This window comes from Streptococcus sp. HMSC062H02 (genome assembly GCF_001813005.1).
GTDB classification, from domain to species: Bacteria; Bacillota; Bacilli; order Lactobacillales; family Streptococcaceae; genus Streptococcus; species Streptococcus oralis_S.
Map to the genome: position 1 here is coordinate 96,792 of NZ_KV811130.1, position 14,774 is coordinate 111,565.

At 41.6% G+C, this 14,774-nt stretch carries 13 protein-coding genes, 2 tRNA genes and 1 pseudogene; all 16 read left to right on the forward strand.

All coding sequences use genetic code 11. The features are described from left to right. The first annotated feature begins 77 nt into the window (after nucleotides 1-77). The 16 genes and pseudogenes from parE to sufD all read left to right on the forward strand — a co-directional run bounded on the left by parE (nucleotide 78) and on the right by sufD (nucleotide 14,771). Nucleotides 78-2,021 carry a DNA topoisomerase IV subunit B gene (parE, locus tag HMPREF2885_RS06710; protein WP_070657546.1) on the forward strand — a complete coding sequence of 648 codons (1,944 nt, stop codon included), beginning with the start codon at nucleotides 78-80 and terminating at the stop codon, nucleotides 2,019-2,021. Nucleotides 2,022-2,046: 25 nt separating this feature from the next. Beyond that, nucleotides 2,047-2,400, forward strand: coding sequence for a lipoprotein (locus HMPREF2885_RS06715; RefSeq protein WP_261674090.1), 354 nt, complete (start codon nucleotides 2,047-2,049; stop codon nucleotides 2,398-2,400). Nucleotides 2,401-2,659: 259 nt separating this feature from the next. Further along, nucleotides 2,660-2,872 (forward strand): annotated as a pseudogene (locus tag HMPREF2885_RS06720) (hypothetical protein); the annotation flags it as partial. A gap of 12 nt (nucleotides 2,873-2,884) precedes the next feature. Next, nucleotides 2,885-3,361 (forward strand): hypothetical protein, encoded by a 477-nt coding sequence (locus tag HMPREF2885_RS09935; RefSeq protein WP_083307428.1) that lies wholly within the window; start codon nucleotides 2,885-2,887, stop codon nucleotides 3,359-3,361. Nucleotides 3,362-3,485: 124 nt separating this feature from the next. Continuing rightward, nucleotides 3,486-4,304, forward strand: a complete 819-nt coding sequence (locus HMPREF2885_RS06730; protein WP_049500001.1) for an aminoglycoside 6-adenylyltransferase — start codon at nucleotides 3,486-3,488, stop codon at nucleotides 4,302-4,304. A gap of 242 nt (nucleotides 4,305-4,546) precedes the next feature. Next, nucleotides 4,547-7,027 carry a DNA topoisomerase IV subunit A gene (gene parC, locus HMPREF2885_RS06735; protein WP_083307429.1) on the forward strand — a complete coding sequence of 827 codons (2,481 nt, stop codon included), beginning with the start codon at nucleotides 4,547-4,549 and terminating at the stop codon, nucleotides 7,025-7,027. Nucleotides 7,028-7,143: 116 nt separating this feature from the next. Then, nucleotides 7,144-8,181, forward strand: coding sequence for a branched-chain amino acid aminotransferase (locus HMPREF2885_RS06740; RefSeq protein WP_315940782.1), 1,038 nt, complete (start codon nucleotides 7,144-7,146; stop codon nucleotides 8,179-8,181). A 112-nt stretch (nucleotides 8,182-8,293) separates the two neighbouring features. Further along, on the forward strand, nucleotides 8,294-8,524 hold the full coding sequence (locus HMPREF2885_RS06745; protein WP_049490136.1) for a DUF2969 domain-containing protein: 231 nt from the start codon (nucleotides 8,294-8,296) through the stop codon (nucleotides 8,522-8,524). A 49-nt stretch (nucleotides 8,525-8,573) separates the two neighbouring features. Further along, a tRNA-Tyr gene (locus HMPREF2885_RS06750) sits at nucleotides 8,574-8,654 on the forward strand. 8 nt (nucleotides 8,655-8,662) lie between these two features. Then, a tRNA-Gln gene (locus HMPREF2885_RS06755) sits at nucleotides 8,663-8,734 on the forward strand. Between the two features lie 162 nt (nucleotides 8,735-8,896). Continuing rightward, complete coding sequence (rpsA, locus tag HMPREF2885_RS06760; protein ID WP_001001617.1) at nucleotides 8,897-10,099, forward strand: 30S ribosomal protein S1; 1,203 nt, start codon at nucleotides 8,897-8,899, stop codon at nucleotides 10,097-10,099. Between the two features lie 82 nt (nucleotides 10,100-10,181). Further along, nucleotides 10,182-10,679, forward strand: coding sequence for a GAF domain-containing protein (locus tag HMPREF2885_RS06765; RefSeq protein WP_070657555.1), 498 nt, complete (start codon nucleotides 10,182-10,184; stop codon nucleotides 10,677-10,679). Continuing rightward, nucleotides 10,679-12,337: a DNA polymerase III subunit gamma/tau gene (dnaX, locus tag HMPREF2885_RS06770; RefSeq protein WP_007522150.1), complete on the forward strand. Its 1,659-nt coding sequence runs from the start codon at nucleotides 10,679-10,681 to the stop codon at nucleotides 12,335-12,337. Before HMPREF2885_RS06765 ends, dnaX begins: the two co-directional genes overlap by 1 nt. A gap of 27 nt (nucleotides 12,338-12,364) precedes the next feature. Then, entirely contained in the window at nucleotides 12,365-12,559 is a 195-nt protein-coding gene (locus HMPREF2885_RS06775) for a DUF3272 family protein (RefSeq protein ID WP_000198269.1), read from the forward strand. A gap of 151 nt (nucleotides 12,560-12,710) precedes the next feature. Continuing rightward, on the forward strand, nucleotides 12,711-13,481 hold the full coding sequence (sufC, locus tag HMPREF2885_RS06780; protein ID WP_000114489.1) for a Fe-S cluster assembly ATPase SufC: 771 nt from the start codon (nucleotides 12,711-12,713) through the stop codon (nucleotides 13,479-13,481). Between the two features lie 27 nt (nucleotides 13,482-13,508). Beyond that, nucleotides 13,509-14,771 carry a Fe-S cluster assembly protein SufD gene (gene sufD, locus HMPREF2885_RS06785; protein WP_007522149.1) on the forward strand — a complete coding sequence of 421 codons (1,263 nt, stop codon included), beginning with the start codon at nucleotides 13,509-13,511 and terminating at the stop codon, nucleotides 14,769-14,771. The last annotated feature ends 3 nt before the right edge of the window (nucleotides 14,772-14,774 follow it).

The following is a 14,774-nucleotide window of genomic DNA, read 5'->3' on the forward strand; positions in this document are numbered from 1 at the left end:
CAGCTGAAAGGGAAAAGCTTTGCAAAATCGCTAGAAAACCTGTAAAATAGAAAAGATGAACAAATAGGAGGTTCCTTGTGTCAAAAAAGGAAATCAATATTAATAACTACAATGATGACGCCATTCAGGTGCTAGAAGGGTTGGATGCGGTCCGTAAACGTCCGGGGATGTATATTGGATCGACTGACGGTGCTGGCCTCCATCACCTAGTCTGGGAAATTGTGGATAATGCAGTCGATGAAGCCTTGTCTGGATTTGGTGACCGCATTGATGTGACCATCAATAAAGACGGAAGTTTAACCGTACAAGACCATGGTCGAGGGATGCCGACTGGGATGCACGCCATGGGAATTCCAACTGTTGAGGTTATCTTTACCATTCTCCACGCTGGAGGAAAATTCGGTCAGGGTGGCTACAAAACATCTGGTGGTCTTCACGGAGTCGGTTCTTCGGTTGTTAATGCACTCTCAAGTTGGTTGGAAGTTGAAATTACCCGTGACGGTACAGTCTACAAGCAACGTTTTGAAAATGGCGGGAAACCCGTCACAACCTTGAAGAAAATTGGTACAGCACCCAAGTCTAAGACAGGTACCAAAGTCACTTTCATGCCTGACGCGACGATTTTTTCTACGACTGACTTCAAGTACAATACCATTTCAGAACGTCTCAATGAGTCAGCCTTTCTCTTAAAAAATGTTACCTTGTCTTTGACAGATAAGCGAACAGATGAAGCAATCGAATTCCATTATGAGAACGGGGTACAAGACTTTGTTTCTTACCTCAATGAAGACAAGGAAACCTTGACGCCAGTCCTATATTTTGAAGGCGAAGACAATGGTTTCCAAGTGGAAGTTGCCCTCCAGTACAATGATGGATTTTCAGATAACATTCTATCATTTGTCAATAACGTTCGTACCAAGGATGGTGGAACTCATGAGACAGGACTCAAGTCAGCCATTACCAAGGTCATGAATGACTACGCTCGTAAGACAGGGCTCCTCAAGGAAAAAGATAAAAATCTTGAAGGGTCAGATTACCGTGAAGGATTAGCGGCCGTTCTTTCTATCTTGGTTCCTGAAGAACACCTCCAGTTTGAGGGTCAGACAAAGGACAAACTTGGAAGTCCTTTGGCTCGTCCGGTTGTGGATGGCATAGTATCTGATAAGTTGACTTTCTTCCTTATGGAAAATGGAGAACTGGCTTCCAATCTCATTCGCAAGGCTATCAAGGCGCGTGATGCTCGTGAGGCAGCTCGCAAAGCGCGTGATGAGAGCCGAAATGGTAAGAAAAACAAGAAAGATAAGGGCTTGTTATCTGGAAAATTGACTCCAGCCCAGTCTAAAAACCCTGCCAAGAATGAACTCTACCTAGTCGAGGGGGACTCTGCCGGTGGTTCTGCCAAGCAAGGTCGTGACCGTAAGTTCCAGGCTATCTTGCCCCTTCGTGGTAAGGTGATTAATACAGCCAAGGCCAAGATGGCAGATATTCTCAAAAATGAAGAAATCAATACTATGATTTATACCATTGGTGCGGGCGTGGGAGCAGACTTCTCTATTGAAGATGCCAACTATGACAAGATTATTATCATGACCGATGCGGATACCGACGGTGCCCACATCCAGACTCTTCTTTTAACATTCTTCTACCGTTACATGCGTCCGCTAGTTGAGGCAGGCCATGTCTATATCGCCCTTCCGCCTCTGTACAAGATGTCCAAAGGCAAAGGCAAGAAAGAAGAAGTGGCCTATGCTTGGACGGACGGAGAGCTAGAAGAACTCCGCAAGCAGTTCGGTAAAGGCGCTACGCTCCAACGCTACAAAGGTCTTGGTGAGATGAATGCGGACCAACTCTGGGAGACGACTATGAATCCTGAAACCCGTACCCTCATCCGTGTCACCATCGAAGACCTAGCACGCGCTGAACGCCGTGTCAATGTCCTCATGGGAGATAAGGTTGAACCACGTCGTAAGTGGATTGAGGATAATGTTAAGTTTACGCTGGAAGAAGCGACAGTATTTTAATAAATTTTAGAATTACAAAGGAGTTATGATGAAAAAAATATATGCTGTTCTATTAGTTGCTTTTATGGCTGTTATTTTATCTGCTTGTGCCTCGAAGGAGGCCTGGCTAAAAGGTACATGGACTAGTAATCAAACAAATTCTAAGTATGAATTTAAAGAAGAAAGTGGGAAGTGGACTATTTTAAGTGGTGAAAGCAAAATAGCTGAGGATCTAGAAGTAAAGGATCGTAAAGATTCGGTTGTAAACTTAGTTGATGATAATGGAATTCGATATCAGGTTGAAAAGAAAGATAAAGATACAATTCATCTTGAAATATTTAATTCAGACGGACTTTCTGCTACTAATGGTCAAAGCTTCGAATTTAAAAAGGATCAGTAAAATGACAAAAAGGTTAATCTTTAATTTTAACTAAACTTTAGGTTATTTCAGCTAATAAGCAAAGTAAGATTTCGTTTTATAGAAACTGTGACAGGATTGTTGGATTTTGAATTATATCACAGCTATCAAAAATTATACAGGTAAAGTTTGCTAATCTATTTCCAAGTTAACTACTTTCAATAATGAAGCTGAGGAAACCTTGACGCCAGCCCTATACCTTGAAGGAGAAGACAATGGTTTTCAAGTGGAAGTTGTCTTCCAACGCTACAAGGGTTTTGGTGAGATGAATGCGGACCAACTCTGGGAAACAACGATGAATCCAGAAACCCGCACTCTTATCCGTGTCACAATCGAAGACCTAGCCCGCGCTGAACGCCGTGTCAATGTCCTCATGGGAGATAAGGTCGAACCACGCCGCAAGTGGATTGAAGATAATGTCAAGTTTACGCTGGAAGAAGCGACTGTGTTTTAAGGAGTGTGAATAATGAATAGTTCAGGACATTCGATTTTTGGAAGTTACTTGGGTTTAATTTTCTTAGTTTCTTTACCGTCAGCTATTCTTGCATTCTACATCAATAGTCGAAAAAAAAGTTTCCAAGGTTTATATGCACCGATTGTATTTACCTTTTTTATGATCTTGATGCTTTTATTCAATATGGATTCCTCAGAATCCGGTTCTTTAGTGGCATCCTTTGTCATGATTTTATTTGGTTTTCCTTTGATAGCAGGAGCCTTAATCTACACACTTATTCGATTGTGTTATGTCTATCCGGAGAAACGGTGGAAGGCTCTTTTGATTTTCCTATCCTATATTTTATGTCCCCTATCTGTAGGTGTTCTGGGATCGTATGTTGTAAATGTAGTTCAGATACATCTGTTGACATTTTTGGTAATGATTTTGATGATTCTGGTTTCTTATCTTCCTCCTCTCTATCTCCATTACACCAAACGAAATCAGTAAGACAAGAATACTTTTTGGTAGGGGATAGAGATTAATTGCTTAGCTAATGTCGGAGATGACCGATTGTTTATAATTTATAATAAAAAACAATTTCAAATAGCTCTAAGTGTTGAAGGAGTGAAAGATGAGAACTGAAACAGAAATGCTTGATGCGATTTCACAGATTGCTAAATCTTTACAAGTTGAGGCTGTCGCCATGTCTGGTTCACGGACAAACCCAAAAGCACCAAAAGATGAGTTTCAGGATTACGACGTGATCTATGTCGTGGACGACTTAGATAATCTGACGAGTGACCTTTCTTGGTTGAATCAGTTTGGCAAGCGCATTATTGAGCAGCATAACGTACTTGAACATCGCCATCTGTATCTCATGCTCTTTGAAGATGGCAATCGGATTGATTTAACCCTCTGCCCCAAAGAGCACATTCAAGAGTGGGTGGATAGTGAGGCAGGATTCACCGTTTTAGAAGATCCTAAGGGGGTGTTTGAACCTTATTCCCCGAATCCTCAACGTTTTTGGACAAGCCCAGCTAGTGCAATAGAGTTTGACAAAGCCTGCAATGAATTTTGGTGGGTGTCAGCCTACGTGGTTAAAGGGATTTGTCGCAAGCAAGCCATCTATGCCACGGATCATCTCTATGGAATTTGTCAGCAAGAATTGCTCAAGCTTTTAGCTTGGCAAGTGGCAGCAGATAAGGGAACGGTCGATATCGGCAAGAACTACAAGTATCTTTTCCAGTATTTACCTACAGAGAAAGAGAAGGAATTCTCGAACCTGCTTGCTTTTTCAAGTGTAGAGAAACTTACTCAGTCATTGTTTGCTACGATGCAACTTTTCCACAGAGAAGCTCAAATACTTGCTCAAAAGATGAGCTTTGCCTACGATAAGGTAGTAGCTGAGAAGATGATTGAGTATGCTGAAAAGAGACTTCTTAATCGCTGAATTATTTAAAAGATTAGCCTACAGAAAGGATAGTTTGGTTACTTAATGTAACTGAACACGGGACTAATTTCCGTAAAATATCCTTTATTGTATAAAAAAATTGTATAAAAATCTACTCTATATTCTTTGAAAGGAGTTGAACACGCCCTAAATGCTGTGTAAAAAAGATAAATTCTCTTACGAGCATCACTCGCTTTAAGAATTTCCTATTTTTACTTTGCATTTTACGGGCTTAGTATCCTATGTCCAACATTCAAAACATGTCCCTTGAGGACATCATGGGAGAGCGCTTTGGTCGCTACTCCAAGTACATCATTCAAGACCGGGCTTTGCCAGACATTCGGGATGGATTGAAGCCGGTTCAGCGTCGTATTCTTTATTCTATGAATAAGGATGGCAATACTTTTGACAAGAGCTACCGCAAGTCTGCTAAGTCTGTCGGGAACATCATGGGGAATTTCCACCCACACGGGGATTCTTCTATCTATGATGCCATGGTTCGTATGTCTCAGGATTGGAAAAACCGTGAGATTTTGGTCGAAATGCACGGTAATAAAGGTTCTATGGACGGAGATCCGCCTGCGGCAATGCGTTATACCGAGGCGCGTTTGTCTGAGATTGCTGGTTATCTTCTTCAAGATATCGAAAAGAAGACAGTTCCCTTTGCTTGGAACTTTGACGATACCGAGAAAGAACCGACGGTTTTGCCAGCAGCCTTTCCCAACCTTTTGGTCAATGGTTCGACTGGGATTTCGGCTGGTTATGCTACAGACATTCCTCCCCATAATTTAGCTGAGGTTATTGATGCGACGGTTTACATGATTGACCACCCAACAGCCAAGGTGGACAAACTCATGGAATTCTTGCCTGGGCCAGACTTCCCTACAGGAGCTATCATCCAAGGGCGTGACGAGATCAAAAAGGCCTATGAAACTGGGAAAGGGCGCGTGGTCGTTCGTTCTAAGACGGAGATTGAAAAGCTAAAAGGCGGTAAGGAGCAAATCGTTATCACTGAGATTCCTTATGAAATCAATAAAGCCAATCTGGTCAAGAAAATCGATGATGTTCGTGTCAATAACAAGGTAGCGGGGATTGCTGAGGTTCGTGATGAGTCTGACCGTGATGGTCTTCGTATCGCTATTGAACTTAAAAAAGACGCGAATACCGAGCTCGTACTCAACTATCTCTTCAAATACACCGACTTGCAAATCAATTACAACTTCAACATGGTGGCGATTGACAATTTCACACCTCGTCAGGTTGGGATTGTGCCAATTTTGTCTAGCTATATTGCCCACCGTCGTGAAGTGATTTTGGCTCGTTCCCGCTTTGACAAGGAAAAGGCTGAGAAGCGTCTCCATATCGTCGAAGGTTTGATTCGCGTGATTTCGATTTTGGATGAAGTTATTGCTCTTATCCGTGCCTCTGAGAACAAGGCTGACGCTAAGGAAAACCTCAAGGTCAGCTATGAGTTTACTGAGGAGCAGGCTGAAGCCATCGTGACCTTACAACTTTACCGTTTGACCAATACAGACGTGGTTGTCTTGCAGGAAGAAGAAGCAGAATTGCGTGAAAAGATTGCCATGCTTGCGGCTATCATCGGTGATGAACGGACTATGTACAATCTCATGAAGAAAGAACTCCGTGAGGTCAAAAAGAAATTTGCGACACCACGTTTGAGTACTTTGGAAGATACTGCGAAAACAATCGAGATTGATACAGCTAGTTTGATTGCCGAGGAAGATACTTACATCAGCGTAACCAAGGCAGGTTATATCAAACGTACTAGCCCACGTTCTTTTGCAGCATCCACTCTGGAAGAAATTGGCAAACGTGATGATGACCGTCTGATCTTTGTGCAAACTGCCAAGACAACCCAGCACCTCTTGATGTTCACAACTCTTGGGAATGTCATTTATCGACCAATCCATGAATTGGCAGACATTCGCTGGAAGGACATCGGAGAGCACTTGAGCCAAACGATTACAAACTTTGAAACTAACGAAGAAATCCTTTATGCAGAAGTAGTGGATCAGTTTGATGATGCAACTACCTACTTTGCAGCAACTCGCCTTGGTCAAATCAAACGCGTAGAACGCAAAGAATTCTCTCCATGGCGGACCTACAAGTCTAAGTCTGTTAAGTATGCTAAGCTCAAAGACAAGACAGACCAGATTGTAGCAGTAGCACCAATCAAACTGGATGATGTACTCTTGATTAGCCAAAACGGTTACGCCCTTCGTTTCAATATCGAAGAGGTTCCAGTTGTTGGTTCCAAGGCTGCAGGTGTCAAGGCTATGAACCTGAAAGCAGTTGATGCGCTTCAGGCAGCCTTCATCTGTAACACCTCATCCTTCTACCTCTTGACCCAACGTGGAAGCTTGAAACGCGTTTCCATTGAGGAAATTCCAGCGACCAGCCGTGCCAAACGAGGCCTACAAGTCTTGCGTGAGTTGAAAAACAAACCGCATCGTGTCTTCTTGGCAGGAGCAGTTGCAGAGCAAGGTTTCGTTGGTGATCTCTTTAGTACAGAAGTAGAAGAAAACGACCAAACGTTACTTGTTCAATCTAACAAGGGAACAATCTATGAAAGCCGATTGCAGGACCTCAACTTGTCTGAACGCACTAGCAATGGAAGCTTTATTTCAGACACGATTTCAGATGAAGAAGTTTTCGATGCTTACCTCAAAGAAGTCTTTAAAGAGGATAAAGCGAGTTCGTAAAAAGAATCAGTCCAGAGGGCTGATTTCTTTTGTGTTGAAAAAATTTTCAGAAAATTACAAATAATACTTGAAATTTTACTAGAAAAGTGTAGAATAGAACACATAGTTTGAATAGTATAAAGGAGAAAAACATGACAGTTGCAATTGATTGGGAAAACCTTGGATTTGCTTATATGAAATTACCTTACCGTTATATCGCTCACTACAAAAATGGTCAATGGGATCAAGGAGAATTGACAGAGGATGCAACCTTGCATATTTCAGAGTCTTCTCCAAGTCTCCACTATGGACAGCAAGCATTTGAGGGATTGAAAGCCTATCGTACCAAGGACGGCAGTGTTCAATTGTTCCGTCCTGACGAAAATGCTAAGCGTTTGCAACGTACTTGTGACCGTCTTTTGATGCCACAAGTTCCGACAGAAATGTTTGTAGAAGCTTGTAAAGCAGTTGTGGGTGCAAATGAAGAATACGTCCCACCATATGGAACAGGTGGAACCCTTTATCTTCGTCCGCTGTTGATTGGTGTTGGAGATATTATCGGGGTAAAACCTGCAGAGGATTACATTTTCACTATCTTTGCCATGCCAGTTGGCAACTACTTTAAAGGTGGCTTGGTTCCAACTAATTTCTTGATTCAAGATGAATTTGACCGTGCAGCTCCGAATGGTACAGGTGCGGCCAAGGTAGGTGGAAACTATGCTGCTAGTCTCCTCCCAGGTAAAATGGCCAAGTCACGCCAATTTTCAGATGTTATCTACTTAGACCCATCTACACATACAAAGATTGAAGAAGTCGGATCAGCCAACTTCTTTGGAATCACGGCAGACAATGAATTTGTTACACCACTGAGTCCATCCATCTTGCCATCCATTACCAAGTACTCTTTGCTTTACTTGGCAGAACACCGCTTGGGCTTAACTCCGATTGAAGGTGATGTCCCAATCGATAATTTGGATCGTTTTGTAGAGGCAGGTGCCTGCGGTACAGCAGCAGTTATTTCTCCAATTGGAGGTATCCAACATGGCGATGATTTCCATGTTTTCTACAGTGAAACAGAAGTAGGTCCTGTTACACGTAAACTCTATGATGAATTGACTGGTATCCAATTTGGTGATGTAGAAGCGCCTGAAGGATGGATTGTCAAAGTGGACTAAAAGACATGAAGTAAAGAAGAACTCCATAGCAGTTGTAAGGACTGAAATGGAGTTTTTTCTTGCTAGTTTGAGCATTTTCTTGTACAATAGAAAAAGTGAAAAGAGGTACAGTATGAGTAAAAAAGATAAGAAAATTGAAATCCAATTAACCGATGCAAAAGTGGCTGTTGGAAAAGACAGCTATGAAGGATACGTTTTGACGATCGGGAAAAAGGTTATTGGGGAAATTGCCGAATTAGATAGCCAATTTGCCATCATAAAGAATGGAAATGTCGATAGTTTTTATAAAAAACTTGAAAAAGCTGTGGAAATTTTGATTGAAAACTATAATTTGACAAAATAACACTTGTTTTATTGAAAATTTCATGATATAATAGTTCTCGTTAAACATTGGAGAGATAGCGAAGAGGCTAAACGCGGCGGACTGTAAATCCGCTCCTTCGGGTTCGGGGGTTCGAATCCCTCTCTCTCCATTCATCAATGGGGTATAGCCAAGCGGTAAGGCAAGGGACTTTGACTCCCTCATGCGTTGGTTCGAATCCAGCTACCCCAGTTCTTAGGTAATAAATTCAAGATAAAAAGAAAAATATCTTAGGGTATTTTATTTTTATAATTGAAAGACGTGAACGATATGAACATGTCTTTGCGGGTGCTTAGGAAAAAAATTATAAGTATGTCAAGTTTGGAAAAACTTGATTGTTGGAGGATTTTTTAGATGAACGAATTTGAAGATTTGCTAAATAGCGTTAGCCAAGTTGAGCCTGGTGATGTTGTTAGTGCTGAAGTATTGACAGTTGATGCGACTCAAGCTAACGTTGCAATCTCTGGGACTGGTGTTGAAGGTGTCTTGACTCTTCGCGAATTGACAAACGATCGCGATGCAGATATCAATGACTTTGTGAAAGTAGGAGAAGTATTGGATGTTCTTGTACTTCGTCAAGTAGTTGGTAAAGATACTGATACAGTTACATACCTTGTATCTAAAAAACGCCTTGAAGCTCGCAAAGCATGGGACAAACTTGTAGGACGCGAAGAAGAAGTTGTTACTGTTAAAGGAACTCGTGCCGTTAAAGGTGGACTTTCAGTAGAATTTGAAGGTGTTCGTGGATTTATCCCAGCTTCAATGTTGGATACTCGTTTCGTACGTAACACTGAGCGTTTCGTAGGTCAAGAATTTGATGCTAAAATCAAAGAAGTTGATCCTAAAGAAAACCGCTTCATCCTTTCACGTCGTGAAGTTGTTGAAGCAGCTACTGCAGCAGCTCGTGCTGAAGTATTCGGTAAATTGGCTGTTGGTGATGTCGTAACTGGTAAAGTTGCTCGTATCACTAGCTTTGGTGCTTTCATCGACCTTGGTGGTGTTGACGGATTGGTTCACTTGACTGAATTGTCACACGAACGTAACGTATCACCTAAATCAGTTGTAACTGTTGGTGAAGAAATTGAAGTGAAGATCCTTGATCTTAACGAAGAAGAAGGTCGCGTATCACTTTCACTTAAAGCAACAACACCTGGACCATGGGATGGCGTTGAGCAAAAATTGGCTAAAGGTGATGTAGTAGAAGGAACAGTTAAACGTTTGACTGACTTCGGTGCATTTGTTGAAGTATTGCCAGGTATCGATGGACTTGTTCACGTATCACAAATTTCACACAAACGTATCGAAAATCCAAAAGAAGCTCTTACTGTTGGTCAAGAAGTTACTGTTAAAGTACTTGATGTTAACGCTGACGCAGAACGTGTATCACTTTCTATCAAAGCTCTTGAAGAACGTCCAGCTCAAGAAGAAGGACAAAAAGAAGAAAAACGTGCTGCTCGTCCACGTCGTCCAAAACGTCAAGAAAAACGTGATTTCGAACTTCCAGAAACACAAACAGGATTCTCAATGGCTGACTTGTTCGGTGATATCGAACTTTAATCAAATTTATAATCACAAAATCCTTTGTTTAAAACAAGGGATTTTTCTTTTGTCTCTTTCTCATTTTTGATATAATAGTTCTATGTTAGATTCAGAAAAACAATCACAATATCAATTGTTAAATGAGGAACTCTCTTATTTACTTGAAGGTGAGAGCAATGTTCTTGCCAATCTTTCAAATGCTAGTGCCCTCCTAAAATCTCGCTTTCCGAATACTGTATTTGCAGGTTTTTATCTGTTTGATGGTAACGAGTTGATTTTAGGGCCTTTTCAGGGTGGTGTTTCTTGTATTCGCATTCCGCTTGGGAAAGGCGTGTGTGGAGAAGCTGCTGAGTTTCAAGAGACTGTTTTGGTTGGCGATGTGAGCACCTATCCAAACTACATTTCTTGTGATAGTATGGCCAAGAGTGAAATCGTGGTTCCCATGCTCAAGAATGGTCAATTGCTGGGTGTCTTAGACCTGGATTCTTCACTTATTGATGATTACAATGCCGTTGACCGTGATTACTTGGAACAATTTGTCGCTATTTTGCTTGAGAAGACAGAATGGGACTTTACGATGTTTGAGGAGAAAGCCTAATGTATCAAGCACTTTATCGAAAATATAGAAGTCAAACTTTTTCACAATTGGTCGGACAAGAGGTTGTGGCTAAAACCCTAAAACAAGCGGTCGAGCAGGAAAAGATTAGTCATGCCTATCTTTTCTCAGGTCCTCGTGGGACTGGGAAGACCAGTGTGGCCAAGATTTTTGCCAAGGCTATGAACTGTCCGAACCAAGTGGACGGAGAACCATGTAATAACTGCTATATCTGTCAGGCTGTGACAGAAGGTAGCTTAGAAGATGTTATCGAAATGGATGCAGCTTCGAATAACGGAGTTGATGAAATCCGTGAAATTCGTGATAAATCTACTTACGCTCCTAGTTTGGCACGTTATAAGGTCTATATCATAGACGAGGTTCATATGTTGTCTACTGGAGCTTTTAATGCGCTTTTGAAGACACTAGAAGAACCAACTCAAAACGTTATCTTTATCTTGGCGACCACCGAATTGCACAAGATTCCAGCAACTATTTTATCGCGTGTCCAACGTTTTGAGTTTAAGTCGATTCGAACGCAAGATATCACAGCACATATTCATCATATTTTAGAAAAAGAAAATATCAGTTCTGAACCAGAGGCTGTGGAAATCATTGCTAGACGAGCTGAAGGTGGAATGCGGGATGCCTTGTCTATTCTGGACCAAGCTTTGAGTTTGACGCAAGGGAATGCTTTAACCACAGCTATCTCTGAGGAGATTACAGGCACCATTAGTCTATCAGCGCTTGATGACTATGTAGCTGCCTTATCTCAGCAGGATGTTTCAAAAGCGCTTGATTCTTTGAATCTTTTGTTTGAAAATGGCAAGAGCATGACTCGTTTTGTGACGGATCTTTTACAGTACTTGCGTGATTTACTAGTTGTTCAGACAGGTGGCGAAAATACTCATCATAGTCCAGTTTTTATGGACAATCTAGCTCTTTCTCAGGAAAGTCTCTTTGAAATGATTCGAATAGCGACTGTGAGTTTGGCGGATATGAAAGCTAGCCTGCAACCTAAGATTTATGCTGAAATGATGACCATTCGTTTAGCTGAGATTAAGCCTGAATCTGCTCTTTCAGGAGCTGTAGAAAGTGAAATTTCTACACTGAGACAGGAAGTCGCTCGTCTCAAACAAGAACTTGCCAATGTTGGAGCAGCTCCTAAACAAGTAGTGCCAGTCCCTAGCCGTCCAGCCACTTCCAAGACAGTCTATCGAGTAGACCGTAATAAAGTTCAGGCTATCCTACAAGAAGCTGTTGAAAATCCTGATTTGGCACGGCAAAACTTGATTCGCCTCCAGAATGCATGGGGAGAGGTAATCGAAAGCTTAGCTGGTCCTGATAAGGCTCTGCTTGTTGGTTCTCAACCAGTTGCGGCCAACGAACACCATGCTATTTTAGCTTTTGAATCTAATTTCAATGCTGGACAAACTATGAAACGGGATAACCTCAATACCATGTTTGGCAATATTCTTAGCCAAGCGGCTGGATTTTCACCTGAAATCCTGGCAATTTCCCTTGAGGAATGGAAAGAGGTTCGTGCAGCATTTTCAGCTAAAAACAAGTCTTCTCAAGCAGATCAAGAGGTAGAAGAAGAAAGTCTAATTCCAGAAGGATTCGAATTTTTGGCTGATAAAGTCATGGTCGAAGAAGACTAAAAGTGGATTTCATGGTACAATAATCCTATGACTAGACAACAATTTATCGTGATAGCACTATTTACTGCTGCTGAGACTTATTTTTTCAATGAAGCTTGGATGACGGGTCGCTATTTTATGGCAGCCTTTTGGGCCATTCTACTTTTTCGAAATTTTAGGTTAAGTTATGTAATGGGGAAAATAGTAGATGCCATTGATCAGCACCTAAACCGCAAGGATTAGTCACTAGCTTCTAAACAAAATCAAAGCCTTTTAGGCTTTTTTTTGTTATACTAGTAGAGTATATTTATGGACCTTTTCTTGTATTTTTTTAGAAATGTAAGTGATTTCTTTAAGGGTAAAGGAAGTAGGCCAGAAAAAGAAAGGAACTATCATGTCAGTATTAGAGATCAAAGATCTTCACGTTGAAATTGAAGGAAAAGAAATTTTGAAAGGGGTCAATCTGACTCTGAAAACAGGAGAAATCGCTGCTATCATGGGACCAAATGGTACTGGTAAATCGACTCTTTCTGCAGCTATCATGGGGAACCCTAACTATGAAGTTACCAAAGGTGAAGTCTTGTTTGATGGTGTAAATATCCTTGAATTGGAAGTAGACGAGCGTGCGCGTATGGGACTTTTCCTTGCTATGCAATACCCGTCTGAAATTCCAGGAATTACTAACGCTGAATTTCTTCGTGCAGCCATGAATGCTGGTAAAGAAGATGACGAGAAGATTTCGGTTCGTGAGTTTATCACTAAACTAGACGAGAAAATGGAATTGCTCAACATGAAAGAAGAAATGGCTGAGCGTTACCTCAACGAAGGTTTCTCTGGTGGTGAGAAAAAACGTAATGAAATTCTTCAACTCTTGATGTTGGAACCAACATTTGCCCTTTTGGATGAGATTGACTCAGGTCTTGATATTGACGCCCTTAAAGTTGTGTCTAAAGGTGTCAATGCCATGCGTGGTGAAGGCTTTGGTGCTATGATTATCACTCACTACCAACGTCTCTTGAACTACATCACACCAGACGTTGTCCACGTGATGATGGAAGGGCGTGTTGTCCTTTCTGGTGGTCCAGAATTGGCTGCCCGTTTGGAACGTGAAGGATACGCAAAACTAGCTGAAGAACTTGGCTACGACTACAAGGAAGAATTGTAATTCCCTCGTATCTTTTAGGAGAAGTAAATGACTAAAGAGAATATTAAACTTTTTTCAGAAATGCACGCTGAACCAAGCTGGTTGGCTGACCTCCGTCAAAAAGCTTTTGATAAGATTGAGAGTTTGGAATTACCAGTCATTGAGCGTGTCAAATTTCACCGTTGGAATCTGGGAGATGGAACCATCACAGAAAGTGAACCTTCAGCAAATGTTCCTGACTTCACTGCTTTAGATAATCACTTGAAGTTGGTGCAAGTAGGAACGCAGACTGTTTTTGAACAAATTCCAGTTGAATTGGCTGAACAAGGAGTAGTCTTTACAGACTTTCACTCAGCTTTAGAAGAAATTCCCGAACTTATCGAGGAATTCTTCATGTCATCTGTTAAGTATGACGATGACAAGTTGGCAGCCTACCATACAGCTTACTTTAACAGTGGTGCTGTTCTCTATATTCCAGATAATGTTGAGATTACAGAGCCAATCGAAGGTATTTTCTACCAAGACAGTGATAGCGATGTGCCATTTAACAAGCATATTATGATTATCGCTGGTAAATATTCTAAGATTAGTTATCTGGAGCGTTTAGAGTCACGTGGTGAAGGTAGTGCCAAGGCAACTGCTAATATCACGGTCGAAGTGATTGCTCGTTCTGGTGCGCAAGTGAAGTTTGCTGCTATTGACCGTTTAGGTGAAAATGTCACTGCCTACATTAGCCGCCGTGGTAAACTAGGCAACGATGCAAGCATTGACTGGGCAATCGGTGTCATGAACGAAGGAAATGTTGTTGCTGATTTTGATAGCGATTTGATTGGAAATGGTAGCCATGCTGACCTTAAAGTCGTAGCTCTTTCAAGTGGTCGTCAGGTGCAAGGGATTGACACTCGAGTGACTAACTACGGTTGCAACTCAATCGGAAATATCCTCCAACATGGGGTTATCCTTGAAAAAGCAACCTTGACCTTCAACGGTATCGGCCACATCATCAAGGGGGCTAAGGGAGCAGATGCGCAACAAGAGAGTCGTGTTCTTATGCTTTCAGATCAGGCTCGTTCAGATGCCAACCCAATTCTTTTGATTGATGAAAATGACGTAACTGCAGGTCACGCGGCTTCTATCGGACAAGTAGATCCAGAAGATATGTACTATCTCATGAGTCGTGGCTTGGATAAGGCAACTGCAGAACGCTTGGTTGTTCGTGGTTTCCTTGGCTCCGTAATTGTTGAGATTCCAGTCAAAGAAGTTCGTGAAGAAATGATTGCAACCATCGAAGAAAAATTGTCAAAACGCTAAGGG

What these genes read in the sequence shown, in the direction of transcription:
- HMPREF2885_RS06715 (WP_261674090.1), top strand. Translation starts at nt 2,047, where the DNA reads ATGATGAAAAAAATATATGCTGTTCTATTAGTTGCTTTTATGGCTGTT.
- HMPREF2885_RS09935 (WP_083307428.1), top strand. Translation starts at nt 2,885, where the DNA reads ATGAATAGTTCAGGACATTCGATTTTTGGAAGTTACTTGGGTTTAATT.
- HMPREF2885_RS06730 (WP_049500001.1), top strand. Translation starts at nt 3,486, where the DNA reads ATGAGAACTGAAACAGAAATGCTTGATGCGATTTCACAGATTGCTAAA.
- parC (WP_083307429.1), top strand. Translation starts at nt 4,547, where the DNA reads ATGTCCAACATTCAAAACATGTCCCTTGAGGACATCATGGGAGAGCGC.
- HMPREF2885_RS06745 (WP_049490136.1), top strand. Translation starts at nt 8,294, where the DNA reads ATGAGTAAAAAAGATAAGAAAATTGAAATCCAATTAACCGATGCAAAA.
- rpsA (WP_001001617.1), top strand. Translation starts at nt 8,897, where the DNA reads ATGAACGAATTTGAAGATTTGCTAAATAGCGTTAGCCAAGTTGAGCCT.
- HMPREF2885_RS06765 (WP_070657555.1), top strand. Translation starts at nt 10,182, where the DNA reads ATGTTAGATTCAGAAAAACAATCACAATATCAATTGTTAAATGAGGAA.
- dnaX (WP_007522150.1), top strand. Translation starts at nt 10,679, where the DNA reads ATGTATCAAGCACTTTATCGAAAATATAGAAGTCAAACTTTTTCACAA.
- HMPREF2885_RS06775 (WP_000198269.1), top strand. Translation starts at nt 12,365, where the DNA reads ATGACTAGACAACAATTTATCGTGATAGCACTATTTACTGCTGCTGAG.
- sufC (WP_000114489.1), top strand. Translation starts at nt 12,711, where the DNA reads ATGTCAGTATTAGAGATCAAAGATCTTCACGTTGAAATTGAAGGAAAA.
- sufD (WP_007522149.1), top strand. Translation starts at nt 13,509, where the DNA reads ATGACTAAAGAGAATATTAAACTTTTTTCAGAAATGCACGCTGAACCA.